The organism is Pseudomonas sp. FP215, assembly GCF_030687795.1.
GTDB classification, from domain to species: domain Bacteria; phylum Pseudomonadota; class Gammaproteobacteria; order Pseudomonadales; family Pseudomonadaceae; genus Aquipseudomonas; species Aquipseudomonas salmasensis.
Map to the genome: position 1 here is coordinate 3,565,692 of NZ_CP117447.1, position 25,866 is coordinate 3,591,557.

27 protein-coding genes are annotated in these 25,866 nt (G+C 59.2%); 24 read left to right on the forward strand and 3 right to left on the reverse strand.

The genetic code is table 11. From position 1 onward, the window contains the following. Window positions 1-28: 28 nt before the first annotated feature. The 23 genes from PSH76_RS15970 to PSH76_RS16080 all read left to right on the forward strand — a co-directional run bounded on the left by PSH76_RS15970 (window position 29) and on the right by PSH76_RS16080 (window position 20,077). Entirely contained in the window at window positions 29-1,063 is a 1,035-nt protein-coding gene (locus PSH76_RS15970) for a DUF4062 domain-containing protein (RefSeq protein ID WP_124406565.1), read from the forward strand. 78 nt (window positions 1,064-1,141) lie between these two features. Further along, entirely contained in the window at window positions 1,142-2,110 is a 969-nt protein-coding gene (locus tag PSH76_RS15975) for a phage protease (RefSeq protein WP_305492557.1), read from the forward strand. A gap of 26 nt (window positions 2,111-2,136) precedes the next feature. Continuing rightward, window positions 2,137-3,030 (forward strand): Mu-like prophage major head subunit gpT family protein, encoded by an 894-nt coding sequence (locus tag PSH76_RS15980; protein WP_124406566.1) that lies wholly within the window; start codon window positions 2,137-2,139, stop codon window positions 3,028-3,030. 9 nt (window positions 3,031-3,039) lie between these two features. Next, window positions 3,040-3,525, forward strand: coding sequence for an HI1506-related protein (locus tag PSH76_RS15985; RefSeq protein ID WP_305492558.1), 486 nt, complete (start codon window positions 3,040-3,042; stop codon window positions 3,523-3,525). Next, on the forward strand, window positions 3,522-4,013 hold the full coding sequence (locus PSH76_RS15990) for a phage protein Gp36 family protein (protein ID WP_305492559.1): 492 nt from the start codon (window positions 3,522-3,524) through the stop codon (window positions 4,011-4,013). The genes PSH76_RS15985 and PSH76_RS15990 overlap by 4 nt, the downstream gene beginning before the upstream one ends. Continuing rightward, on the forward strand, window positions 4,013-4,579 hold the full coding sequence (locus tag PSH76_RS15995) for a phage protein Gp37 (RefSeq protein ID WP_305492560.1): 567 nt from the start codon (window positions 4,013-4,015) through the stop codon (window positions 4,577-4,579). The genes PSH76_RS15990 and PSH76_RS15995 overlap by 1 nt, the downstream gene beginning before the upstream one ends. Next, window positions 4,579-4,770, forward strand: a complete 192-nt coding sequence (locus tag PSH76_RS16000; RefSeq protein WP_169912306.1) for a hypothetical protein — start codon at window positions 4,579-4,581, stop codon at window positions 4,768-4,770. The genes PSH76_RS15995 and PSH76_RS16000 overlap by 1 nt, the downstream gene beginning before the upstream one ends. Continuing rightward, on the forward strand, window positions 4,767-5,867 hold the full coding sequence (locus PSH76_RS16005) for a phage tail sheath C-terminal domain-containing protein (RefSeq protein ID WP_305492561.1): 1,101 nt from the start codon (window positions 4,767-4,769) through the stop codon (window positions 5,865-5,867). Before PSH76_RS16000 ends, PSH76_RS16005 begins: the two co-directional genes overlap by 4 nt. 13 nt (window positions 5,868-5,880) lie before the next feature. After that, on the forward strand, window positions 5,881-6,252 hold the full coding sequence (locus PSH76_RS16010; protein WP_124406572.1) for a phage tail protein: 372 nt from the start codon (window positions 5,881-5,883) through the stop codon (window positions 6,250-6,252). 1 nt (window position 6,253) lies between these two features. Further along, window positions 6,254-6,643: a hypothetical protein gene (locus PSH76_RS16015; RefSeq protein WP_305492562.1), complete on the forward strand. Its 390-nt coding sequence runs from the start codon at window positions 6,254-6,256 to the stop codon at window positions 6,641-6,643. 176 nt (window positions 6,644-6,819) lie between these two features. Continuing rightward, on the forward strand, window positions 6,820-9,234 hold the full coding sequence (locus PSH76_RS16020) for a phage tail tape measure protein (protein WP_305492563.1): 2,415 nt from the start codon (window positions 6,820-6,822) through the stop codon (window positions 9,232-9,234). After that, a complete protein-coding gene (locus PSH76_RS16025) occupies window positions 9,231-10,601 on the forward strand; it encodes a DNA circularization protein (protein WP_124406575.1) in 1,371 nt (456 codons plus the stop codon). Before PSH76_RS16020 ends, PSH76_RS16025 begins: the two co-directional genes overlap by 4 nt. Beyond that, window positions 10,585-11,724, forward strand: coding sequence for a phage baseplate assembly protein (locus PSH76_RS16030; RefSeq protein ID WP_305492564.1), 1,140 nt, complete (start codon window positions 10,585-10,587; stop codon window positions 11,722-11,724). The genes PSH76_RS16025 and PSH76_RS16030 overlap by 17 nt, the downstream gene beginning before the upstream one ends. Then, window positions 11,725-12,267: a phage baseplate assembly protein gene (locus PSH76_RS16035; RefSeq protein WP_305492565.1), complete on the forward strand. Its 543-nt coding sequence runs from the start codon at window positions 11,725-11,727 to the stop codon at window positions 12,265-12,267. 76 nt (window positions 12,268-12,343) lie between these two features. Further along, window positions 12,344-12,694: a phage GP46 family protein gene (locus PSH76_RS16040; protein ID WP_305492566.1), complete on the forward strand. Its 351-nt coding sequence runs from the start codon at window positions 12,344-12,346 to the stop codon at window positions 12,692-12,694. Between the two features lies 1 nt (window position 12,695). Next, window positions 12,696-13,766 (forward strand): baseplate J/gp47 family protein, encoded by a 1,071-nt coding sequence (locus tag PSH76_RS16045; RefSeq protein ID WP_305492567.1) that lies wholly within the window; start codon window positions 12,696-12,698, stop codon window positions 13,764-13,766. Next, entirely contained in the window at window positions 13,763-14,338 is a 576-nt protein-coding gene (locus PSH76_RS16050) for a YmfQ family protein (protein WP_305492568.1), read from the forward strand. The genes PSH76_RS16045 and PSH76_RS16050 overlap by 4 nt, the downstream gene beginning before the upstream one ends. Continuing rightward, window positions 14,338-15,786, forward strand: coding sequence for a hypothetical protein (locus PSH76_RS16055; protein WP_305492569.1), 1,449 nt, complete (start codon window positions 14,338-14,340; stop codon window positions 15,784-15,786). The genes PSH76_RS16050 and PSH76_RS16055 overlap by 1 nt, the downstream gene beginning before the upstream one ends. Beyond that, on the forward strand, window positions 15,786-16,229 hold the full coding sequence (locus PSH76_RS16060) for a tail fiber assembly protein (RefSeq protein WP_305492570.1): 444 nt from the start codon (window positions 15,786-15,788) through the stop codon (window positions 16,227-16,229). The genes PSH76_RS16055 and PSH76_RS16060 overlap by 1 nt, the downstream gene beginning before the upstream one ends. Window positions 16,230-16,751: 522 nt before the next feature. Further along, window positions 16,752-17,060: a hypothetical protein gene (locus PSH76_RS16065; RefSeq protein WP_032892317.1), complete on the forward strand. Its 309-nt coding sequence runs from the start codon at window positions 16,752-16,754 to the stop codon at window positions 17,058-17,060. 204 nt (window positions 17,061-17,264) lie between these two features. Continuing rightward, the gene (locus tag PSH76_RS16070; RefSeq protein ID WP_305492571.1) at window positions 17,265-18,200 is read left to right on the forward strand and encodes an ornithine cyclodeaminase family protein; all 936 of its coding nucleotides are present in this window, start codon (window positions 17,265-17,267) and stop codon (window positions 18,198-18,200) included. A gap of 117 nt (window positions 18,201-18,317) precedes the next feature. Further along, window positions 18,318-19,451, forward strand: a complete 1,134-nt coding sequence (locus PSH76_RS16075) for an FAD-binding oxidoreductase (protein WP_138763196.1) — start codon at window positions 18,318-18,320, stop codon at window positions 19,449-19,451. Continuing rightward, window positions 19,451-20,077 (forward strand): transcriptional regulator, encoded by a 627-nt coding sequence (locus PSH76_RS16080; protein WP_305492572.1) that lies wholly within the window; start codon window positions 19,451-19,453, stop codon window positions 20,075-20,077. Before PSH76_RS16075 ends, PSH76_RS16080 begins: the two co-directional genes overlap by 1 nt. Before the next feature lie 124 nt (window positions 20,078-20,201). Here the strand turns inward: PSH76_RS16080 and PSH76_RS16085 are convergent, their stop codons facing one another. Both PSH76_RS16085 and PSH76_RS16090 read right to left on the reverse strand, forming a co-directional pair. Beyond that, window positions 20,202-20,978: an ABC transporter substrate-binding protein gene (locus PSH76_RS16085; protein WP_014718054.1), complete on the reverse strand. Its 777-nt coding sequence runs from the start codon at window positions 20,976-20,978 to the stop codon at window positions 20,202-20,204. A 175-nt stretch (window positions 20,979-21,153) separates the two neighbouring features. Next, a complete protein-coding gene (locus PSH76_RS16090) occupies window positions 21,154-22,653 on the reverse strand; it encodes a CoA-acylating methylmalonate-semialdehyde dehydrogenase (protein WP_305492573.1) in 1,500 nt (499 codons plus the stop codon). A 108-nt stretch (window positions 22,654-22,761) separates the two neighbouring features. On the opposite strand from PSH76_RS16090, the gene PSH76_RS16095 reads away from it, so the two are divergent. Beyond that, on the forward strand, window positions 22,762-23,691 hold the full coding sequence (locus PSH76_RS16095; RefSeq protein ID WP_069558535.1) for a LysR family transcriptional regulator: 930 nt from the start codon (window positions 22,762-22,764) through the stop codon (window positions 23,689-23,691). A 9-nt stretch (window positions 23,692-23,700) separates the two neighbouring features. Here the strand turns inward: PSH76_RS16095 and PSH76_RS16100 are convergent, their stop codons facing one another. Next, window positions 23,701-25,866 carry a TonB-dependent siderophore receptor gene (locus PSH76_RS16100; RefSeq protein WP_098951963.1) on the reverse strand — a complete coding sequence of 722 codons (2,166 nt, stop codon included), beginning with the start codon at window positions 25,864-25,866 and terminating at the stop codon, window positions 23,701-23,703.

Below are 25,866 nucleotides of genomic sequence, written 5' to 3' on the forward strand. Positions count from 1 at the left end.
CGAGCAGAAAAATAAGGAGCCTCAAGAAATGGAAAAACGTTATCAGGTATTTGTCAGCTCTACGTTCTGGGACCTGGAGGATGCAAGGCAAGAGGTAATGCAGGCGCTGCTCGAGCAAGATTGCATGCCGTCAGGTATGGAGCTGTTCCCTGCAACGAATGACGATCAATGGAGCCTTATCAAAAAGGTGATTGATGACAGCGACTATTACATTGTAGTGCTGGCAGGCAGGTATGGTTCCGTAGGACCTTCAGGCCAGAGCTACACGGAGATGGAATATCGTTATGCTTTAGAAACAGGCAAACCCATTTTAGGCTTTATTCATCGTAATATTGGTGATCTGCCTGCCAAGTTCAGCGAAACCAGTACTGAGAATCAAGAAAAACTCGCAAATTTCTATGAGTTGGTAAAACAGAAGCTGTGTAAGCTCTGGGAGACCCCAGCAGAACTTGGCGGACATGTAAGTCGAAGCCTGATCAAGCTTACAAAAAGCCATCCAGCTATTGGCTGGGTTCGCGGCAATTTAGTGCCCGACGAGAGTGCCACGGAAGAGATTTTAAGCTTGCGTCGTCGTGTAGATGAGTTGGAGCTTGAGAATCAAACGATTAAAAGCTCTGAGCCAGAAGGCGCTAATGACTTAGCCCAAGGAAGTGATAAATACCGAATCAGATATACTTATTATTCCGTGGCTCGTAATGGGACGTCGAAAAATGAGTATGGCGAAGTTGAGTTTCGTTGGAGTTATATATTTGCAGTTTTGTCTCCACTCATGATTGATGAGGCGTCGGATACGTCTCTAAAATTTACGCTAAGCGAAGCTATTGAGAGCAATATGATAACAAGCATGGAGCCGAATGAGCGCCCGCAAAGGATTATGAACTTCGAGGTGTCAGATGCGGACTATCAGACTATTAAAATACAGCTGCGTGCGCTCGGGTATATTGCCAAGAGCACCAAGAGTCGGAGCGTCAAAGACACTGCAACTTATTGGACGCTAACTCCTTACGGCGATACGGTGATGACCAAGCTACGTGCTATTCGAAAATACGACGACCTAGTCTAAAACGGGTTCATTACTATTTACTAAACCTTAAACCCCGCTGATACTCACTGATTCCGCCAGTCCTCCCACACTGGCGGCATGAAAACTCAACTCGCACTCAACACCGACCTTTCCGCCACCGTCTCTGACGGTAAGGCACCGGAGTGGGTCGAACTAATTCCCCCTGGTCCCAACGTCACCGGCCGCGATGGTCGGCAATGGCTGTTCGACGAACAAGCCGGGACGCTGGTCCAGTCCAGCTTCCTCGGCCGAGCCATCGACCTGCCCATTGACTGGGAACACGCCACCCAGCACCGCGCCAGCAAAGGCGAGTCCGCCCCGGCTGCGGGCTGGATCAAGCAATTGGAACTGCGCAACGGCGCGCTGTGGGGCCTGGTTGACTGGACCCCTCGGGCCTCTGCGCAGGTCATCAACCGCGAATACCGTTTCCTTTCCCCTGTCTTCGACTTCGACCCAGATACCACCCGTATTGCTCGCCTGGTCAGCGCGGGCCTGACGAACAAACCCAACTTCCTGCTGACCGCCCTCAATCAAGAAAACACGGAGGTCACGCCTGTGACGCTTTCACCTGCGCTTCTGACTGCACTCGGTTTGCCTGCAACGGCAACCGAAGAACAGGCCCTTGCGGCCACTGCTCAACTCAAAGCAACCGCGCAAGCGACAAACACCGAAAAGCCCAACCTTGAGCAGTTCATGCCACGGGCGGACTACGACAGCGTTTTGCAACGTGCCACCAATGCCGAGCAAGCCCTGGCCGAGCAGAAGAAAACCGAACACACCAAGCAAGTCGACGCGCTGATCACCTCAGCCACCCAGGCCGGGAAGATCACCCCGGCAACAGTCGACTATCACCGCGCAGCTTGCCAGGACGAAACCGGCTTGGCGCGCTTCAAGGCATTCGTCGATGCGGCGCCGGTCGTTGCTCCGCCCTCCAACCTGGACGAGCGAAAGGCCGACAAAACCGCCACCGCGCTCAATGCCGAAGAGCAACACGTCGCCAAGCTGTTGGACATGAGCGAAGCGGACTTCATCAAGGGCAAGGCGTAACTCCCTCTATATATAGGAAGCGATTCATGATCATTACTTCTGGCACCTTGACCGCGTTGTTCACCGCGTACCGGGCCGAGTTCCAAAATGCCCAGGCAGCTACGCCGACCGATTGGGCGCGTATTGCCACGACCGTACCGTCGACGTCGGCCAGCAACACCTATGGCTGGCTGGGGCAGTTCCCGAACTTCCGCGAGTGGATTGGCGACCGTGTTCTCAAGAACATGGCGGCGCACAGCTACTCAATCACCAACAAGAAGTACGAGTCGTCCGTGGGTGTGCCGCGTGACGCCATCGAAGATGACCAGATCGGCGTCTATAAGCCGTTGTTTGCCGAGATGGGCCGGGCTTCCACTGCGCACCCGGACGAGTTGGTGTTCAGTCTGTTGAAAGCTGGCTTGACCACGCTGTGCTATGACGGCCAGAACTTTTTCGACACCGACCACCCGGTCTACCCGAACACCGACGGCACTGGCACGGCGATCTCCGTCAGCAACTATCAGGACGGTGAAGGCCCAGCCTGGTATCTGCTCGATGTCAGCCGGGCGATCAAACCGATCATCTTCCAACTGCGCCGCAAGTACGACCTCAAAGCGATGACCAGCATGGACGACGAAAACGTCTTCATGCGCGACGAATACCGCTATGGCGTCGATGCCCGTGCGAACGTCGGTTTCGGTTTCTGGCAGTTCGCGTTCTGCTCGAAAGCACCTCTTAACGCCGAAAACTATGCCGCAGCGCGTGCAGCCATGAAGGGTTTCCATGCTGATGGCGGTCGCCCACTCGGCGTAAATCCTGGCCTGTTGGTGGTGCCATCCCCGCTGGAAGGTGCTGCGCGCAAGCTCCTGGTCAAGGATGCCAATAGCGGCAACGAATGGGCAGGCACCGCCGAAATTTTGGCGCCGAGCTGGCTGGGATAAGGGGGCGTTATGACCATCGTTATCACCTCAAAGCGCGACGGCTTCCGCCGATGTGGGATTGCCCACTCAGGCAAGCCGACTTTTTACCCGGACGACTTCTTTACGGATGAACAACTTGAGGCGCTTGAGAAAGAGCCTCAATTGATCCTCGCCTATGCGGGGGAAGCATTCGACCAGGTAAAGGACGTGCTCGATGACACCCACTCGCAAACCGCGCCACCGGAAACGCCCGATGCCATTCCAGGCGCCCAGCCGCAAGCGCCTGAAACAGTCATTACGCCGGTGGTTGCTCCTGTGGTCGACGTCGGTTTCACCGACCAAAACAACAGCGGGCCTGGACCTGACTTCGTGGGACCAGCCCTGGATCTTTCCGAGAGCGCTATCGGCCCCGTGAACGACCAGGACAACACTGTGCCGCCTGCAACGCCGACTCCAGATCCCGTAGAAAAGCCTGCGAAAACCCGCACCAGCAAGGCAAAGGACGCCAGTAAATGAACCTCTCACTACCGTCCGCCAGCCAGCTCCTGATCCGATTCGGCGCCCGCGATATTACCGCAGTAGCCGTCCCGGACACCGAGCGTGTTATCGATCCTGCACTGGTCTTGGCGGCTGCCGATGGTTCGCCCCTGGACGAGTGGCCGCCCGAGGACATCGCCATTGCTGTTGCGACGCTGGTCAGGATCGCCGATGCCGTCAAACGGGCGCGTAGTGAGGTTTCGTTTTACCTGCGGTTTCGGGCGGCAGGCGAGGATGCGCCTGCATGGGTTACGGATGACCTGGCCGAGATCGCCCGTTATCACCTGTACGACGACGCGGGCAAGGAGGATTCGACCGTGCGGGTGCTTTACAAGGACGTGATCAAGCGCCTGGAGACGCTTGCCAAGGAAGATAAGGAGCGTGGTGCATCAGACGGCGGGCAGTCTGGTTTTCAGATCAGCCACCAGCCTCGTCTGATGACCCGTAGCACGTTGAGGGACTTGTAATGGTGGGCGAGCTGGAAGATCTGATCGAGGCGCGGCTCAACGAGTTGAAAACCCGCCTGCCGCGTCTGGTGGTGGAAAGCTACGGCGGCGAATTGAGCGACCCGGATCTGTTGCCGGACTTGCTCAAGCGCTGCCCGGCAATTTTGGTGATGGTGCCAAAGGCCGTATTCAACCGTAGATCCAACAGCCGTTACGTGGTGTCGATCACCTTCCGCCTGATCATCGCAGCCCGTCACCCACGGAGTGAAAAGGCTACCCGCCGTGGGACTTCGGATAAGGACATTGGCAGCTACGCGCTGTGGGAAGCCTGCATGCACCAGCTTGTCGATTGGCAACCCTGGGCGGAACGTGCGCCGATCAAACCAACGGAGCTTTCCAACCTGGTCAACGGCAAGTTCTCCAATGACCACCTTTCTGTCCTGGGGCAGTCATTCAACATCGAACTGGATTGGGAAAAACCTATAGAGGCATTGCCCGACTTCCTGGGCATCACCATGGATTACCACACCCCATCGGATAACCCCGACCCGGTGGCAACCGACAACATCGAATTGAGGGACGTGTAATGCACGTTAAAGCTGCACCTGGCCATCGGGTGCCCACGGAAAACGATCCGTATACGTACATCGAAGGGGCCGAGGCAGTCGACGTGCCGGACACCTCTTACTACCGGCGCCGTGTGGCGGCGCAGGAGCTGCTGACCGTGAAGAAACCGCGTGCCAGTGCCAAACAACCCGCACAGGAATCCACTGAATGAGCATCGAATTTGACACGATCCCGGCGTCTATCCGTAAGCCTGGCGTTTACATGGAGTTCAACACCAGCCTGGCACAACGGAACCTGCCGACCAACAAGCAAAGCGTGTGCTTCATCGTTCCCCTGGGCGAAGGGGCAACCGTGGAGGCTAACGTGCCGACACCGTTCTACAGCGCGCCGGAGGCTAAAGCCTTGTTCGGCGGCACCATCGCTGGAGAAATGGCCGACGCCTTTATCACGGCTTATCGCTACGCCGCCGTCTCGGCAGTGGGCGTGGTCGTTGAGGGTGATGCAGAGCCGGACATCAAGGCCGCACTGGACGCGACTGCGCTGGGCGGTTTTACCATCCTGGTCCCGGCCTGGAACAGCACAACGGCACTGACCGCGTTGCGCGAACACATCAAGGTCTACACCAATTCGATGGAGCAGCAAGGCATTATCGGCGTTGCGGCTTTGACCAGCACGCTGTCCGCTGCCACCACTTTGGCTACGTCGCTGAACTCCGGCGCGATCAGTCTGGCGGTGTTGCCAGGCACAGCATCGAAAGCGCACCAGGTGGCCGCTGCTTATGCCGCGATGATCGCCTCAGAAGAAGATCCGGCGCGGCCGCTGAACACACTGGTTCTGGCGGGGATTAAAGTTCCGCCCGTCACCCAGCGCCTTGGACGCACCGAGCAGGAAACCGCTCTGGCGAACGGTGTCACGCCACTAGAGGTTGCGGCCGGTGATGTTATCCAAATCGTGCGCGCCGTGACCACGTACACCAAGTCTGCGGCGGGCGCCACGGACGTGTCTCTCCTGGATCTGACAACCATCCGCACGCTGTATTACATCCGCATGGCTTGCCGTGACCGTATTCGCCTGCGCTTCCCGCGCTCCAAGCTTTCAAAGAAAACCCCGGAAGCGGTACGCGGTGAACTGCTGGACGTGCTGCTGAAGGCTCAGGAGCTGGAGATCGTCGAAGAGGTCGAGGCCAACGCGGCCGGGCTTGTGGTCGAGCGTTCGGCCCAGGACGTAAACCGTCTCAATGCAACCATTCCTGTCGATGTCGTCAACGGCCTGCACGTGTTCGCCGGTCGCATTGACCTGCTTTTGTAAGAGGTGATTTTAGATGGCTGATAACTACGTAGGGCAGATCGTTCTGGAAATCAACGGCACCGACTATGAGGTGACCAGCGTTGAGCCGAGCCTCAAGACCGGGCGCAAGGTGGTCAAGACGATGAACCGCAGCGGCCGACCTACCGGCACGGCAAAGGGCATTGAAGAACATGAGCTGAAAATCTCGGTGGTCATTCCCAAAAATGGCGAGCCGGAGTGGCGCGCTTTGATGGATGCCAAGTTGACGATCTATGCCCAGGACGGCGGTGGTAAGCGCGAAACCTGGACAGGCTGCTCCCTGATCGAACTGGGCAGCAAGTACCAACTTGAAGGCGAAGCCACGCGAGACCTGACCATCGCTGCTCTCAACTACTACACGGAATAACATGATGACCGAACAATCAAGCAAACGCTGGGAAGGATTGAGCATTACCAGCGAACTCAGAATGGGCGTCTATTACTCCGGTTTGCGCCACAAGACCTTCACCTTGCGCGTTCCTGTTGCTGGCGACCTGGTCGCGGCTCAGGAACTGCATCCTGGCGCACCATTCCAGCTCGTCACCTTGGAGGTCTATCGCCGCCAGTTGTTGTCATTGGGCGAAATTCCCAATGAAGCGCTGACAACTGAGCTGCTCCTGAACGAACTGACTGAAAGCGATTTGGCGATCATTGCCAACGCCGACGCGGAGCTTGAAAAAAAGCTCGCGCCGCCGAGCGCGGCAACGCCGACTGGCGACGAATCGAACATGCCTTCGTCCAGCGAGGCTACCGGCTAGATGAGCTGCGGCAGATGACCAGAGCGGAAATAGACGCTCGTATAGACCTGGTCATCGGCAAAGTGAAAGGCACCCGCTACGTCAGTCAGCGCCAACGCAAGGCACTGCCCAAACCTAGGTAACAGGCTCGACACCGGGCCTATCCTGTTCGTGTAAGCCCCTTTCCGGGAGTACCCATGAGTTCCGATCTGCGCGTTGCGCTCCGTTTCCAGGCCCATGCGGGCAACAGTCGCCGGGAGATTGAGCAAATCAACCGCGACCTCCGCAAGGCCGGTCAGGAAGGCGCCAAGTCCCTGGCCGATGAGAGTTGGAAGGCGTCCTCGGCCATCACCAAGGTCGGCCAGGTCGGCGCCAACAGCTATAAAACCATCCGTAGCGCCATGCGTGAAACCGCGAAGGCAGGCTCCGGCACGCGCATTGAAGTCACCAAGACTTCTGCCGAACTCAAAGAGATGGCCATCGCCGCTCGCAAGGCTGCGCGTGATGCCAAAACCGAGCTTATCAGTGCCGATAGACAAGGTGTGCAGCCACTGCGTCAGAGCGTGGATAAGACTGATACATCCTTTCGGCGAATGGCGCAGAACAGCGGTCGTAGTTTGCGGACTTTAAAAACCATCGCCATGGGTGTACGTCAGGAGTTTGATCGCATCAAAGGGTTGGGCGGCAGTATGCAGGGCCAACTGGCGGGGCTTGGAGTCGGCATCGGTGTGGTTTCGGGTGTGACTGGTAGTGCGCGACTGGATCGGCAATTAATCCGAACTCAACAAACCGCAGGTATGAGCGGTGAGCAGCGTGAAGAATGGCGCGATGATCAATGGCGCCTTGCCAAAACCTATGGCATCGAACGCGAACAAGTTCAGAGCGGTTTTGACACCTTGGTCGCAAGTGGCCTTTCCTATGACAAAGCGAAGATCAGTACCGAGGCTATTGCTCAGTCAACAGCCGTCACAGGTGCCGACTCCGGGATATTGGCAAAAGCCCTGGTTACCGGTGCCAGCGCGTTTGACATCGACCTGGCAAAACCAGAAGCGGCGTTAGACCTGCTGCAAAAAATGGTTGTTGCCGGGCGCCTCGGTAATGCTGAACTGGAAAACCTTTCAAGCATCTTCCCTAAAGTTGGGGCAGACTCAAAGAAAGCTGGGATGAGCTTGGCCCAATCACTTTCGTTTGTTGAAACGCTTTCCTTAATTGAGTTGGAACCCGACCGATTGGGGACACTTGCTCAGTCTACTTTGCGAGCATTCACCAACAACACTTACCGGGAAAACGTCACCAAAACAACGGGCGTAGACTTCTTCGGAAAGCAAGGGGAAACCCGTAATACGCAAGATGTCTTCTTGGATCTTAAAAGGAAATACGACGCCCTTAAAACGGACCGGGATCGTGCAAAGTTTATGGGGGTGGTTTTCGGAAAGATGGATCAGGACACCCAAAAAGGTGTTAACGCTTTCATGACAGGTAATCGGCTGGAGCAATTCGCATCAAGTACCGGCGATATCAACAACGCAAAAGGTGTTATTGAAAAAGACCTGGCTGACAACCTCAGTAGCTCAACTGCCGTTGGCTCTCGAATGAAAGCGACTCTCGGCCAAGCCATTGATCGAATGGCACGACCTCTCAACAAGGGCTTTGCGGACCTTGGTAGCTATCTGCTGGATGACCTGAACTTATCCGGCGAGCAAATGCTTGCTGGCGGTGCTGCTCTCGGTGTTGGCGGCTATTACGCCGGGCGTGGTGCCAAAGCTGGCGCGGGGGCCTTGCTTAACAGGTTCATGGGCGGACCTGAAACCCTCAAAGGCATTGCCGTAGGCAAGGTCCTGGAGGAAGCCACAGGCGTTACATCAGTGTTTGTCACCAACTGGCCTGCTGGTGCTGCTCTCGGCGCTGCTGGTGGGCCAGACCTGCCGAATGGCTCAAGCTCCAGCAAGGGCAAGCCCGGTGGGTTTATCACCCCATGGCTGGCCCCAATGGCCTTGGGTGTAACTGCCACCCAAATCGGCGGGGCAAGTGCGACAGCCACGGACGAAGGTCGCTTGGATGCAGCCCAGCGCAGCAAGTTGCTAAACGATGACCAGCGCTCTTATCAAACATCGTTCTACCGCAACCGTATGGCCCTGGCTGACAAAAATCCCGACCAGTCATCGGACTGGCTGTCCTCCGAAGCCCAGCGCCTGGCGCACCATGAAACCGGCCTGACCGCTGCGGGCCTGCCCGTCAACGATGCGAACACCTGGGCGCAGGGTATCGCCAATCGCGCCCTGGCTGCGGGTGCCGACACTTTCACCGCACAGCAACGCCTGCGGGACATGATGTCTCAATCTGGCACCAGCCAGCCGTCGACCTGGTTAGCTTCCCAGGCGCAGCGCCTGGCTAATCCACTATCGGCGGCAACCACGCCAGGCTTTCCTGGAATTGCCGGCAACGTCCCCGCACCTGGTGCGGCCGGTGCCAATCCTGCCGCGCAAGCCGCCGAGGATCGCCTCCGTTCATTGCTCGCCCAACCCCTGGTTATCGAAGTGCGTACTGATTCGCGAATGATCCAGGCCGAGGTTGAGCGGCGAACTGACATTCAAATGAGGCGCGGCGGATGAGCTGGGCAGAGAACTTACTGGACGCCTCTTTCCGTGGTGTCCCGCTCCTGGTCGAAAGCGAAAGCCTGCAATGGCAGCGCGCCTTGTCTGAACATGGAACGCCATTCAAGGATGGTGACCGGGTCAAAGACCTGGGCCGTGGTGCCCGGCGCATTCCGATGCAAGTGGTGGTGTTCGGCGTCAACTATGAAATAGAACTCCAGAACATCCTGCGTACCCTGAACACGCCAGGTACAGGCGAACTGATCCACCCGATCTACGGCAGCATGAACGTCGTCAGCAGTACCGGCGAGGTCAAGCACAACGCCGAGCGGCCGGACTATGCCGAAATCAGCATTGTGTTCGTTGAGGACACGCCCGACGCGCCTTTCTTTGAGCGCCAGTTTGAATTCGTCGATATCGGCGTATTGGGGCTGGAGGATGAATACACCTGGCAGGACGGCATCTTTGACCTGTTTGGCCGCATTGACTCTCTGGTCGGCGAGATTCAATCGTGGATCGGCGGAGGCTGGGTCGGCCTGATCGAAAAGGCACTAGGTTTACCTGGCATTGGCCTGCGGCTGCAACAACTGCGCTCGCAAATCCTGGGTGTGGTGTCCGGTGTTGGGTCAATGGCTAAACGGCCGTCAGGGGCGTTTGATCCTCTGGTCGACCTGATGCGCACACCCTCTGAAATCCGAAGTGCCATCCAGGGCAGCACGCCCAGTTCGTCCACGGCGCTGCTCGCTCGTACTGGTGTGCCCGCCACTTTGCCAGGCAACGCCAGCCTGACGGCGGATGCGGCACGTGCAGGCGCGGGCTTTCTGATCGGTGCGCGCCAAGGCGTGGCACCTACTGTCGGCCCACTGATCGAGGGCGGGCCGACTATTCCAGGGAACGTCCTGGTGCTACTGCCCGATGGAATGCCAGACGATCCGGTGATCGCTAACGGCTTCGCTCTGGTTGTCCTGGTCATCACCGAACTGGCGCTGGCCCACGCCCAGGCGGTGGCTACCGTCATCGAGGACGAAGCCGACACGCCGACCTTGAGCCCGCTGGAATTGGAGGGCCTGGTTAACCTGGTGCGATCCCTGGTGCAGTCGTCCATCCTTCTGCAACGTCACCTCTACGACGTGGAAACCGCCCGACCAATCATTGAAGCATTGCGCAATGTCGCCGCATTGATTCAGGCCCGCGCCCGTCAGGTGATTTTGCAAAGCCCGCCGATGCTGGAGCGCGTGGTTGAAACCCCGGCAAGCCTGCGCCTTTTGGCTCACCGCTGGTATGGCGACCATACCCGCGCTGTCGAGCTGATCCGCCTGAATCCCGACCTGAAAACCCCGCATAACATTCAAGCCGGAGAGGTGCTGCGTGCCTACGCCAAATAACGTCCTGGACGAGTCCATACGCCTGTCCATTGGTGGCCTGGCGCATGAAGAATGGGACGGCTGGTCGGTTGAGTCGGACCTGCTGACCGCCGCTGACGGTTTCGAGCTGGAGCTGTACACCAAGGACGCCACCCGCTTGCCCAGTGTGTTGGCCGAGGGCGCGCCTTGCTCGCTTACATTGGGCAAGGACCGCGTATTAACCGGCCAGGTCGACGAGTTCGAGCACGATATCTCCCGTCAGGGTATCTCTATGCGCATCACCGGCCGGGACCGTGCTGCGCCCCTGGTCGACTGTTCGGCGCCTTTCGTTTCGATGCGCGAAGCCACGTTGGCGCAGATCCTGGACCAGGTCGTAAAGCCGCTGGGCATCACTCAAATAGAGATTCGCGCTGCCCAGGCCAAGACCAGGCGCCGCGTGCAAATCGAACCTGGTCAAAGCGCGTGGGAGGCATTGCTCCAGGTCGCCGAGGCCAACGGCTTGTGGCCGTGGGTCGAGCCAGATGGACGACTGATCATTGGCGGGCCGGACTACAACGCTGCACCAGTCGGGACGCTGATCATGCGTGAGGACGGCGTCGGCAATAACGTGCAGCGCCTCAGTGTGCGGCGCTCTATCGCTAACCGTTACAGCCAGATCACTGTCTTGGGCCAGCACGGCCAGTACGATAATGACGGCCTGGACAGCAAGCGAGCCCACCTGCGCTCGGTCATCCAGGACGAAACCCTGGCCCGTCGCGGGATCTTCCGGCCGAAGGTGATTATCGACAGCTCCAGCGAGAACCAGGACATGGCTACCACCCGTGCGCGCAAGCTGCTGGCCGATAGTCGCCTGGAGGGTTTCGAGATCCGCGCCGTGGTCATGGGGCATCGGGCAGATAACGGCCAGGTATGGAGCCCCGGTCAGCGGGTCATTGTGCGGAGCGAGCCCCATGGACTGGATGCGACTTACTTCCTGATGTCCCGCACCTTACGCCTGACTCGCGGTGAAGGGGCTATTACAGAGCTGCGGTTGCGTGAAGACAAAATGTGGGTGCTGGACAGCAATCCCGTCAAAAAACGCAAGGGCAAGGGCAAAAAAGCCAACCCCGACGCGGCGTTTATCGAAATGATCAAGGGGCTCTAAATGAGCAATATGGCGCGCCTGGTGCGCGATCAGGTCAGTCGGGTGATGAGCAACGTTCGCCAAGCTTTTCGCGGTACGGCGGCACGTAATACCCATGGCACCTTGATCGGCGTTGAAATGGAAGGGCTTGCAGGCGAGTCGGTTTCCGGTGAGCTGATGCAGCACTATGGGTTCAGTTCGGGGCCGTTGCCTGGCGCTGAATTTCTCGCGATCCCTGTGGGCGGTAACAGCAAGCATACGGTCGTCGTAGCCAGCGAGGATGGGCGTTATCGGGTCGTGGTCAAAGATGGCGAGGTGGCGTTGTATACCGATGAAGGTGACTACATCCATATGAAGCGCGGCCGGTTGATCGAAATCGAAACCGACACCCTGGTGGTCAAGGCCAAGACCAAGGTTCGCTTTGAAACGCCCCTGGTTGAAATGAGCAAGGACGTTAAGGCGGAGGGAGAGATCGCGGACCATACCCGGACTATGCAGGCGGATCGGCTTATCTATAACGGACATAACCATGGTGGCGGCCCAGTGCCAGGTCAACAGCAGTAAACCGAAATCGCCCTGAAGAATTCTTAAACCCCGCTGATACTCGACGGCGTTTGCGTGCGCGTCACTATGCCAACCTATGGACGCAGGCATAAACCCAACCACTGGCGACTTGACGGGCCAGCGTATAAATACGCTGGGCAACGCCGTTTACATCCGCCTCATGACACCCCTCGGCACCTGGTGGAAAGACACCACCGTGGGCTCCCGCCTGCATGAACTGAAACGCTCCAAAGACCTGCCACGGGTCGGCAAACTCGCCAAGCAATACGCCGAGCAGGCGCTCCAGCCGCTGCTCGATGACGGCCGCGCCCAAGACATCACCATCACCGTCGAACAGTCCCACAACGGCTGGCTCAACCTGCAAATCGACATCACCGACGCCACCGGCAATCCGCAGGTGTTTCGCCAACCTGTAAGGGTGAATTGACATGGCCTATACCGGTCGATCCTTGGACGCGATTCTGCGGGACATCCTGCGTGATATTCGCAACCTTCAAGCCGAGGCCGATATCGGTCCGGACAGCGACAACTACGTCCGCTCAGCCGCTGTGGCGTCGGCTATCGAGGGCCTGTATCAGAAACTGGCCTGGCTCTATCGACAGATATTCCCGGACACCGCTGATGAAGAGGAACTCGTGCGCTCGGCCGGGCTTCGTGGTGTCTTGCGCAAAGCTCCAGTAGCAGCCACCGGCACCGCAGCGTTGAAAGGTGCACCTGGTGTCGAGCTGTTGCTCGGGGCCACCTTGAAGCACGTTGTCACGGGCGAACTATTCACCGCCAAATCTAGCGCGAAGATTGGCACCGACGGCACCGCAATGGTACTAAGCGAAGCTCAGACCGTCGGTGTAGCTCTCAACGGCCTGACCGGCGCTCTGGTCCTCACCAGTCCGCCTCTTGGGATGGACTCGGCGGCAACATTCGTAGGCAAGACCACGGGCGGCGAAGATGAGGAAAAAATCGAATCCCTCTTGGCGCGCTACCTCGACATTCTCCGGTCGCCCCCGGCTGGCGGGGCCGATTATGACTACCGACGTTGGGCGCTGGAGGTCGAGGGTGTTGCCGATGCCAAGGTTATCCCTAAGCGCCGTGGTGGCGGAACAGTCGATGTCGTCATCACAGCCAGCACTGGCACACCTTCCGCCGAGGTAATTGCTGCCTGCCTGGCACATATCCAAAACCTGTGTTCGGTCATCGTCGATGTGTGGGTCTACGCACCGACAATTCGCACTGTCGATTCCACCGCCAAAATCGAACTCGCCCCCGACTTCACCATGGCCGATGTGCAGACTGCTGCGCAGAAGGCTTACAACATACTCTTGGGCGCTTTAAAGCCTGGCGATACCCTCAAGCGATCCCAAATTGAGGCAATGATCAACAACCTGGCAGGCGTACTGGATCGGTCTGTTACTACGCCAACCGGCAACGTCAGAGCGTCTGATGATCCCAAAATTATTGGCTGGATTCGACCAGGGACCATCACGTTGGGGCTGATGGAATGACGACGCTCGCTGATCAACTCCGGTTGCTGCTGCCGCCCGTGTCCTATGACGGCTCGGCGCCGTACCTATCGGCCACCATCGAAGCCGAAGCTACTGCCATCGGCCTGGCAGACGCCCAGGCAAGCATGGTCCACAGCGCGATATTCCCTGACTCAGGTGAGGGCCTGACAGATTGGGAGCGCGTACTTGCGCTGCCTGATCCCTGCTTAGTCGGCCAGGCACAAACTGTCGGCCAGCGCGTACAGGCTGTTGTCAGCAAGTCGCAAGGACGTGCAGGCCAAAGCAGGCCCTTCTTCATCGCCCTGGCAAAGTCCATGGGCTACGACATCACCATCACCACATTTCGACCAGCACGCGCAGGAATTGCTCGGGCTGGCGACCCCATTAATGGCGGTGATTGGAACTTCACTTGGCGCATCAACGCGCCCTCAGTGACAGCCAGTCATGCCCGCGCTGGTGCTACTGGGGCAGGCGACCCATTAACCACGTGGGGGAACAGAGCCCTTGAGTGTCGGCTGGGCCAGATGAAGCCCGCAGAGTCCATTTTGCTATTTGGTTACGGAGACAACTAATGCAAAAAATTAGCGATAGCACCACCACAGCGAATGCGGCTGGCGAGTTCACAGAAGGCAACCCCGCCGCAGGCGCCGAAGCTACATTACTCAAGGCTCAGTGGTTGAACGCCATTCAACGGGAGTTGGTCGGACTTGTCCTTGGCGCGAACATTGCTCTTAACCGTGACAACGATAAGCAGGTGCTTGAGGCGGTTAACCTAATCGCGAAATCAGCGGTTGACTTAAGTATGCAGGACGGTGGATTGCTGGTTACGCCTCAAGTTGTGCACGGAAAAATGGCAGACATTCCAGTCACTAAGTTTTGCGTGGCCGCAGATGACACGACCGACAAACCTGCTGGTTTGGCCTATGGCTGTGGCGTGCATATTAAATTTCCAGATGGTAAGTATGGGTTTGACCTGCTCGCTGGCATTACCAGCGAGTCATATCATGTTCGAAAGCTCGATCTGAATGGTGCAGGGGTTTGGCGTGAATTGTGGCATAACGCAAATTTTGATCCTCGTACCAAGGCTGATAAAGGCAACACGCTTTCGGCTTATGGAATTACAAATGCTTATACCAGCAGTCAGACGGATAGCTTCCTTGCCCGGAAGGTCGACGCGGACAGGATTCTGGCAGCCGGATTTATTGCTGGGATCACTGGCCGCCCATATTTTCGGGCTGCGAATCCAGATGGCAGCGAAGGCGCTGTTGTCGAGCTGGCATTGGCGTCTCACGCGCACTCATTCGCAAGCTTAACCGACAAGCCGACTACGCTTGGTGGCTATGGAATTCAAGGCGTTTACACAGCAGCTCAAGTAGATGGCTTGTTGAGGGCTGTACCTGGCAGTGACTCTATATCTACTGTTGGCCTGCAAAATGGAAACGCGGCCCTGCCTTACATGCGAGCCTCAGCAAACAATGCAGTTATTCCACTTGCGCTAGAGAGTCATACTCACGCGTTTTCCTCTATCACCAACAAACCAGACAATTTTCAAGGATACGGTATCTCTGGTGGGGGCCTAACATCCCCAGTTGTTATTTCCACTCAGGCGCAAGGGCCAGGATCTGCCGGGCTATCCCTGGTGAATGCTAATGCGGGAGGGGTTTGCTCTTTCAGCATGGCATCTACTCTATCGGGGGTTCAGATTTTGCATACGAACGGTGGGTCCGGCATTAGTGTCGCCTCCGTCGTAGGCAATGTTCCCGCACCGGTAGCTGCGTCTGCATTTTTAGCTAATGGTTCAGCGTGCCATACAGAAGCAAGCTTCATGAAACCTGTAGCAGGGCAATTTGTCTCGCTGGGGGGCTCGGCAGTTTTACCTGCGGGTGGCACCTGGGCGTTTTCGGTCACTGGATACAATGGTGGTGGTGCTGCGGTGGGCGGGAACGCAGGCGTTGCAGCGGGCGGGACTGCTGTTGGAATTAATACCAACTCTGTTGGTTTTGCATGGAGAATTCAGTAATGAGTGAAGCGATAGTGGACCATGCCGGCGAGGTGGAACTGGTGCATCAGCAAGACGTACCGGTAACTAATATTCAGAAAAGAGTAGATGGTAGCTTTGTCGTCACACGCAACGGATACCCCTTCCATGTCACTCAGGCGGATACGGCTGAGGTCTTCGAACAGGTCTTGGCAGAGATTAAAGGTGGCGCAAAGGTTTCGGACTATGTCGAGCGCGAAATAATAAAGCCGACCCTCGCTGAAGCTACGACAACTGAGTACAACCGACTGCGGTCCTTTGCCGACTTCACAATTGCACCGCTCCAAGACGCAGTTGATGTCGACCAGGCCACGCCTGGAGACATTGAAAGGCTTAAGGCTTGGAAGAGTTACCGAGTAGCCCTGAGCCGTATTTTTGACCAGCAAAGCTACCCCGACGTGGTCTGGCCCAAGGTTCCCGCATAGATATTTTGGTAAGGCTTGGTTTGGCTCAGCGCGGTGCCAATTGTCCCGCGAAGTTCTCTATGTGGGCGGCATGACGTGCTGTGCCAAATCTCGCGTTAGGCGGTGCCAAATCCGGCGCGCGCTTACACTCGCTTCGCATCGTGGTTAGCGGCGATCGCAGGCAAGCCACATTGGTCGTATTGCGCGCTTGGGTTAGTGGCATTTGGTCATGGTTTGTAAAAGGCCAGCAAGGCGTGTCCCTTTAAATTGCAGGACGTTTCCTAGACAATCCTTGCCACCTTGTGCCTGCTGGAATCGGTGGCTAGTCTGCGGTCCGTCACTGCCAAATCAGTGATCGGGTTTAGTCGCCCGGCATTCCAAAAGGCGCATGATCCTCCATGAGTTTTAATGGTGGCTGTGCGCAGGGCGCCCTTGGGTGCGCCGGATTTTGCCTTTTGGCCGGTCGACTAACCTGCGTACAGCCGCCACCCTACGTTTAGTCGCGAAAGGTTCGGCTCCCTGAATCCAAAAGGAAGCTAAACAATGAGTAAAGTCCTACCCGACCCACCCATCGATCCCGCAAAAGACCGCGCCGCTTTCAACCGCGCCATCGACCACTACCTGCCTACCCAGGGCTTCCACTGCGTCAACGAAGACCTGAGTTTCGAAGACGCCCTGCTCTACACCGCCAGCCTGCTCGACAGCGCTTCAGCCACGGCGCTGGATTGCGGTGAGCTGCTTCAAAGCCCTGAACGGGCGAAGATCCTGGCGGTGTGGCATTTGCTGGAAATTGCAAAAACCACCGTAGATCGCTCCATCGAGTGCCTGACCGGCACCAAAGCCACTGCCTGACTGTAGGAGCGAGCTTGCTCGCGAAAAACTCACAGGCGCTGCGTTTATTCAGGAAGCACGCGTTATCGTTGAGGTTTTTCGCGAGCAAGCTCGCTCCTACAATGGGTGGGGGAACAGCCCCCGTAAGCCTCATTTTTCCCTCGGGTTATTGCGGATAAAAACTAAAAGTCCATAATGGACAAATTAGTTTACCCGGAGAACCCCATGCCCACGACGCCCCTCGTTATCGACCAGGCCCAGGCCCGTACCTTGCTGGCTCAAGTCGACGTGCCGTTGATCCTGCGCAAATTGTTTTGCGACCTCGCCGCCGGGCAAGCGGTGCAGCCGGCGCAACAATTGGTGGAGTTTCCCCATGGCGCCGGGGATTTCATCAACTACTTGGGCGTATTGGCCGAAGACGGGGTGTACGGGGTCAAGACTTCGCCCTACATCGTGCGCGAGCAAGGCCCGTTGGTGACGGCGTGGACACTGTTGATGTCGATGCACAGCGGCCAGCCGTTGCTGTTGTGCGATGCCGCTGAATTGACCACTGCCCGCACCGCCGCCACCACAGCCTTGGCGGTGGATGCGCTGGCCCCGGCGGCGGCGCAACGCTTGGCGATCATCGGCAGCGGCAAGGTCGCCCAGGCGCACCTGCGTTATGTGCAGAACCTGCGCGACTGGCAGCAGATCCGCCTGTATTCGCCCAACCTGAGCAGCGCCGAAACGCGAGCGCAGTGGGCCTGCCTGGACCCGCGCCTGACCCTGGCCGCCACTTGCGAGGCTGCCTTGGAAGACGCGGATGTGATCCTGCTGTGCACCTCGTCCGCCGGCCCGGTCATCGACCCGTCACGCTTGAGCAAACCCGCGTTGATCACCTCCATCAGCACCAACGCACCGCGTGCCCATGAAGTGCCGCCACATTGCCTCAATCAGATGCACGTGTTCTGCGACTACCGCCAGACCACCCCGGATTCGGCCGGTGAGATGCTGATCGCCAGCGAACAGCACGGCTGGGATAAACGCACGATTGTCGGCGACCTGCCCGAGTTGTTCAGCGACATGGCCCAACGCCCGGCCTACGATCGCCACGTCTTTTTCCGCTCCATCGGCCTGGGCCTGGAAGACATCGCCCTGGCCAATGCCCTCTACAAACTGTAGGAGCGAGCTTGCTCGCGAAGACCTCACAGGCACTGCGGTCACACAGGATAGGCACGTTATCGTTAACGTTTTTCGCGAGCAAGCTCGCTCCTACAATGCTTATTTCAGGAGTTCTTCATGAGCCACGCAGACTTCATCATTATCGGCGGCGGCATTGCCGGCGCGTCCACGGGGTTCTGGTTGTCGCAGCACGGCAAGGTGTTGGTGCTGGAGCGTGAAAACCACCCGGCCTACCACTCCACCGGGCGTTCGGCGGCGCTTTATACCGCCGCGTACGGCACCCCGCAGGTACGCGCGTTGACCTTGGCCAGCCGGGCCTTCTTCGACCAGCCACCCGCAGGTTTCTGCGAACACCCATTGCTGACACCACGGGGCGAAATGACCGTGGATTTCAACGGCGACCCGGCCGAACTCGACAGCCAGTACCTGAGTGCCAAGGCCACCGTAGAGCAGGTGCAGCGCCTGACGGCCGACGAAGCCTGTGCACGCTTGCCGATCCTGCGCCGTGAAAAAGTCCACGGGGCTATCTACGACCCCACCGCTTGCGACATCGACACCGACGCCCTGCACCAGGGCTACCTGCGCGGTATCCGCCGCAACCAGGGCGACGTGCGCACCGACAGCCATGTGCTGAGCTTGAGCCGCGACGCCGACGGCCTGTGGCAGGTGCGCACCCAGGATGCGAGCTTCACTGCGCCGGTCATCATCAACGCCGCCGGCGCCTGGGCCGACCATATCGGCGGGCTGGCGGGCGCGGCGTCCATCGGCTTGCAGCCCAAGCGCCGCTCGGCCTTTGTTTTCGCCGGCCCCGAGGGCATGGACAGCCACGACTGGCCAATGCTGGTAGCCCTCGACGAAGCGTTCTACATGAAACCCGATGCCGGCATGTTCCTCGGCTCACCGGCCAACGCCGACCCGGTAGAACCCCAGGATGTACAACCCGAAGAGCTGGATATTGCCATGGGCATCTACCAGATCGAGGAAGCCACCACCCTGACCATCCGCCGCCCGACGCGCACCTGGGCGGGCTTGCGCAGTTTTGTGCAGGACGGTGATTTGCTGTCGGGCTTTGACCCGCAGGTGCCGGGGCTGTTCTGGGTGGCGGCGCAAGGTGGCTACGGCATCCAGACCTCACCCGCCATGGGCCAGGCAAGCGCGGCCCTGGTGCGCGGCGAACCGCTGCCCGAGGCACTGACGCGGTTCGGCCTGGACGCTGGTATGCTCTCCCCGGTCCGCCTGGAGCCCCATTGATGAACACCGCTGAACAAGACAAGGTCATGCAGAACTTCCGCGCGATTGCCGATGCAATCGCCACGCTGTTCTTTCCCCATGCAGAAGTGGTGCTGCACGACCTGCGCACGCAAACCGTGGATTACATCGCCAATAACCTGTCCAAGCGCAGCCTGGGTGACGACTCGGCGCTGGAGGACATGCTCGACGGTGACGTCAGCGAGGTGAATATAGGCCCTTATGAAAAGCTCAACTGGGACAGCCAAAAAATCCGCAGCCTGAGCACCGTGCTGCACGACCACAAAGGCCGCCGGCTGGCTGTGCTGTGCATCAACCTGAATATCTCACTGTTCGAAACGGCCAAGGCGGCGCTGGATTTATTCCTGTCGCCAAGCAAGCTGATTGCACAGCCAGACGCGCTGTTTCGCGATGACTGGCAGGAGCGTATCAACACCTTCCTGCATGCCTGGCTGCGCGAGCGTCAGTTGAGCCTGAACCTGTTGACCCGCGACCACAAACGCGAACTGGTGCTGGCACTGCATGCCGAGGGGGCGTTCAAGGGCAAGAGCGCCTCCAACTATGTGGCCAATGTGCTGGGCATGGGGCGGGCGACGGTCTACAAGCATTTGAAAGAATTGAAGGCATGATCCGTTGTAGGAGCGAGCTTGCTCGCGAAGAACTTTAACGATAACGCGTGCATTCTGGGTAAACGCGGTGCCTGAGAGTTCTTCGCGAGCAAGCTCGCTCCTACAAGAGTTCCATCCGATGGGATCAGTCGCCGTAGATATCGGCCTTGAAGTACTGCTGTGAAATCTTCTGGTATTCGCCGCTGGCGCGAATGCCGTCGATGGCCGCGTTCAGTTCGCTGACCAACTCGCCATTGCCCTTGCGCACCGCAATACCGGCGCCCTCGCCCACGTATTTCGGGTCCTTGAGCTCCGGGCCGACAAAGGCATAACCCTGCCCGCGCGGCATCGACAGGAAGTCGCTCAGGGGGATGGTGTCGGCAAAGATCGCATCCAGACGCCCCGCTGCCAGGTCCATGTAGATTTCTTCGTTATTGCTGTAGCGCTTGACGTTGATGCCCTTGGGCTCGAACACCTCGGTGGCATACCGGTCGGTGGTGGTGGCGCGCTGCACCCCGACGTTCTTGCCCTTGAGGCTGGCGTACTGGTCATCCACTACGGCGCCGTCCTTCATCACCAGGCGCGACGAGGTGAAGTAGTACTTGTGGGTGAAATCCACCGACTTCTTGCGGTCTTCGTTGATGGTCATGGACGACAACGCCATGTCGATCTTCTTGACCTTGAGGGACGGAATCAGCCCGTCGAACTCACCTTCGATCCACACGCACTTGACCTTCATTTGCGCGCACAGGGCGTTGCCGATGTCGTAGTCGAAACCGACGATCTTGCCGTCGCCGGTCTTGGAGGCGAACGGTGGGTAAGCCGCCTCGATACCAATACGCAGGGTTTTCTCGGCGGCCAGCAAGTGGCTGGAGGCGAACAGGCTCAGGGCCAGGGCGGGAAGGAGGTGGCGTTTCTTCATGAGCGGGTTCTCGCAAGTTGTTGTTGGTTTGGCAAGAGTGAAGAAAAACGTGCAGCGGCTTTTTTGTACTTATAATTCCATACTGGACTTTTATGTGTTTGGCCGTCAACAGGCAAAAAAAATGTGGGAGGGCTTGAGTCCTTCCCACATCAGATCCTGCAGCACAGCTTAAACCTTACTTGGACACCGGCATCGCAAACTCCGCGCCCTGCTCGATACTCTCCGACCAGCGCTGCATGATCGACTTCTGCTTGGTGTAGAAGCGCACGCCCTCGGTGCCATAGGCATGCATGTCGCCGAACAGGCTCTTCTTCCAGCCACCAAAACCGTGCCAGGCCATGGGCACCGGAATCGGCACGTTGATACCGACCATGCCCACTTCGATGCGCCGCGCAAACTCACGGGCAATGTTGCCATCGCGGGTGAAGCAACTGACGCCGTTGCCGAACTCGTGGTCGTTGACCAGCTTCACCGCCTCGGCAAAATCGTTCACCCGTACACAGGCCAGCACCGGGCCGAAGATTTCTTCGCGGTAGATGCTCATGTCCTGGGTCACGTGGTCGAACAAGGTCGCGCCCAACCAGAAGCCATTTTCTAAGCCCGGCTCGGTAGGCACGTAGTCACGGCCATCGAGCAGCAACTGCGCGCCGGCGTGTACACCCTGTTCGATATAGCCACTGATGCGTTCCAGCGCAGCCCGCGACACGATCGGGCCCATCTCGGCTTTCAAGTCGCGGCCATCGGTGATGCGCAACGTCTTGGCACGCTCGGTCAAGGCAGCGATGACTTTGTCACCCACATCACCCACCAGCACCGCCACCGAGATCGCCATACAGCGCTCGCCGGCACTGCCGTAGGCGGCGCCCATCAGCGCGTCCACGGTGCGTTCGATATCGGCGTCGGGCATCACCACCATATGGTTTTTCGCCCCGCCCAGGCCTTGCACGCGCTTGCCGTTGCGGGCGCCGCTCTCGTAGATGTATTGGGCAATTGGCGTGGAACCCACGAAGCTCAGGGCCTTGACGTCCGGGTGTTCGATCAGCGCGTCCACCGACTCTTTATCACCCTGCACCACGTTGAACACGCCCTTGGGCAGGCCGGCTTCACGCAGCAACTCGGCCATGAACAGCGAAGCGCTCGGGTCAGTGGGGCTGGGCTTGAGAATAAAGGTGTTACCCGCCGCAATGGCAATGGGGTACATCCACATCGGGACCATCACCGGGAAGTTGAACGGGGTCACGCCGGCGACCACGCCCAGCGGCTGGCGCATCGTCCAGTTGTCCATGCCACGGGAGACCTGGTCGGAGTGTTCGCCCTTGAGCAGGTTGGGAATGCCACAGGCGAATTCGAGAATGTCGATGCCACGGTCGACTTCGCCCTGGGCATCGGTGAACACCTTGCCGTGCTCGGCGACGATGATGCGCGCCAGGTCGTCCTTGCGTTCGCGCAACAGGTGCAGGTATTGGAACAACACGCGGGCGCGACGGATCGGCGGGGTGTCGGCCCAGCCGGCAAACGCGGCCTGGGCAGCGGCGACGGCTTCGGCCACCGTCTGGCGGCTGGCCAGGGCCACGCGCGCGGTGACTTCACCGGTGGCCGGGTTGTAGACGTCCTGATAACGGTCATCGCGGCTGACGCGCTGGTCGTTGATGTAGTGCTCGATGGTTGCAGTCATGGCAGTCGATCCAGGTGGGTAGCGTTGGTCCACACGATAGGCTTTCGCTTTGTTCCGAACCAGAGCAGAATCCAGAACTTATTGTCCTTATAGGCGAACAATGCACCCATGGAAAAGGCTGAGATCGAAGGGCTGTGGACCCACATTCACTGGCTGTCGGTGCTGGAGGAACAAGGCACCTACACCGCCGCCGCCGCGCGCCTGGGGGTGAGTAAATCGGCGGTGAGCCAGCGCATTTCCGACCTGGAAAAGGCCACCGGCACGCGCCTGGTGACGCGCACCACCCGCAGCGTGCGGCTGACCGATGCGGGGCTGTCACTGACTCGGGAAGTGCGCAGCGCCTACGCGCAGATCGCCCGCAGTTTTTCCTCGGTGCGCGACTCGGTCGGGGAAATACGCGGGCTGGTGCGCCTGACCGCTCCCGTGGCCTTCGCCCGGCAACAACTGGTGCCGCACCTGTCTGGCTTTTTGCAGCAGTACCCCCAGGTGCGTATCCAACTGGACGTCTCCGATGCCTTGAGCTCACTGGCCGCCGAGGGTTACGACCTGGCGGTGCGTCACGGCTTCCAAGTGCCAGAAACCCATGTGGCCTGGAAGCTGTGCGACACCACCTCGGTGCTGGTCGCCACCCATGATTACCTGCAACGCCACGGCGAACCTCGCGAGCCGGGCGATCTGTCGGCCCACAACTGCCTGTTTTACCCACGCGGCACCGACCAACCCGCCTGGACCTTCGAACGCGGCAGCCAACCCCTCGAGCGCCTCACCGTGCCCATCGCCGGCAGCTTTGCTACCAACAACAGCGAAGCCTTGCGCGACGCCGCACTCAACCACCTGGGCATCGCCCTGCTCCCGGACTTCAGCGCCCAGGCGGCGCTGGACGCGGGCAAAGTGGTGCAGGTCTTGAAGGACTGGACACTCAAAGGCGCGTTTGCCGATGAGATCTATCTGATACGGCCCTACTCGCCCCATGTGCCCAAGTCGGTGAGTGCGTTGGTCAGCTACCTGAAAGACAAGCTCTCGGGTGGGTTCCGCTAGGCGGCAGGGTTAAAAGTCCACCGTCGCCGACAGCTGCAAAGTACGTGGATAGCCCGGCGAGAAGGCGCCGTAAGACGCGACGCCCGACCAGTACTCGCGGTCAAATACGTTCTGCACGGTGGCGCGCAAGGTGGTGGGCCGCCCTTCAATCTTGGTCGCGTAGCGTACGCCGGCATCAATGCGCGTCCAGGCATCCAGCTCCTGAGTGTTGGCCTGGTTGATGTATTGGCTGTCGGTATAGATCGCCCCGCCGGTGAGGGTAAAACCTTCCAGCCACGGGGTGTCGTACTCGGCCCACAGGTTGGCCTGGATGTCGGGCACGCCGACCGGCTTGTTGCCTCGGTTGGCGGCGGTCGCCGACTGGGTCAGCTCGCCATCGAGCAAGGTCACGCCGCCCATCAAGCGCGTGCCAGGCGCCACTTCGCCGTATACGCTCAGCTCGACACCACGGTTGCGCTGCTCGGCCTGCACTGAATACACACCGTCGGCACCCAGTTCGCCGCTGGGCTTTTCGATCTGGAACAACGCCAGGGTGGTCATGAAGGTGCCGTGTTCATACTTCACGCCCAGTTCGTGCTGCTTGGATTCATAAGGCGCGAAGGTTTCACCGGCATTGCTGGCCGTGCCCGGCGCGATGTCGCCTTTGCTCAGCCCCTCGACATAGTTGTAGTAGAGCGACACGTCATCCCAGGGCTTGACCACCACGCCCACCAACGGTGTGGTCGCAGCGTCCTTGTAGCGGGAACTCACCACACCCGCGGCGCTGTAGTTACGCGACTCGATGTCCTGGCGACGCACGCCCAGGGTCAACTGGATGCGCTCATCCAGAAAGCCCAGGGTGTCGGTGAGCGCCACGCCGGACAGCTCCGATTCGGAGATGCGCAGCACTTTCGGCGCCCGCAGGTTTTGCTTGGGCGTGTCTACCGGGTGATAGATGTTGGAGCGGATCTCGGTGCCGTTGTTGATGCCGCGAGACAGCTCGTCCTGGTAACGGGTCGCCATCAGCGTGGTGGTGTGGGTGATCGGGCCGGTGGCGAACTGCGCCCGCAGGCCCACATCGGCGGTGGAACGGTCGACGTTGAACTTGTAGTAGCCCGGAATGTTACTGGTGTCGCCAGCATCATTGAGGATACGCGGCACCTGGTCCGACAGGCGCTTGACATCCGACCGCCCGCCGCCGGCATGGGCGAACACGGTGAGCGAATCGCTGAGGTCATATTCACCGCCGAGCAAGGCCGATTGCTCCTTGGTGTCCGACCAGCCCCACTTCTGCGGCAGGCTGGTGCGGCCATTGGGGGCCGAAGGCACCTGCACGCCCGGCGCCAGGGTGAACGGGCGCGAGGCGCCTTCGAAACTTTCTTTCTGGCTGATGTAGTCCAGGTTCAGGCGCAGGCGCTCGCCGCGATAATCCAGGGCAATGGCGCCCACCCCCACGTCGCGATGCTGATCGTCCACGGCGGTGTCGCCCCCTTGCAGGCTGCCGTTGAAGCGCACGCCAAACTGGTTCTCCTCACCGAAACGGCGGCTGATATCCAGGTGGCCGCCGACCTGGGTGTCGGAGGCGTAACTGCCGGTAAAGCGGGTGAGGTCCTGGTCCAGCGGGCGCTTGGGCACGATGTTGATCACCCCGCCCACACCGCTGTTGGGCGAGATGCCGTACATCAGCGCCCCCGGCCCCTTGAGCACTTCAACACGCTCGGCGTACTCGGTGAAGGCGCGGTAGTTGGGCGCCACGCCATACACGCCGTCATAGGCCAACTCACCCAGGTTGCCCTCGCCAATCGCAAAGCCCCGCACGAAAAACGAGTCGACAATACCGCCGGTCTGCCCGGTAGAACGCACTGAAGGGTCGCGCTCCAGCGCATCGGCCACCGTCACCGTCTGCAGGTCGGCGAGGGTCTTGGCGGTGTAGCTGGTCACGCTGAACGGCGTGTCCATCACGTCCTTGTTGCCCAGCATGCCCAGGCGCGCGCCACGGGCCACCTGGCCGCCAGCGAGCACCTCGGGCAGGTCGGTGGGGCCCAGATAGCGGGCGTTGACGTTCGTCGCGTCAAGGGTCAGGCTCTGCGCGCTGTCGTCGGCTGACTCGGCGGTGGCGGCCCAGGCGTTGCCGCTGGCAGCAGCCAGCAACAGGGCGGTACGAATAGCGAGGGTTAACCGGCTGGCAACAGGCAT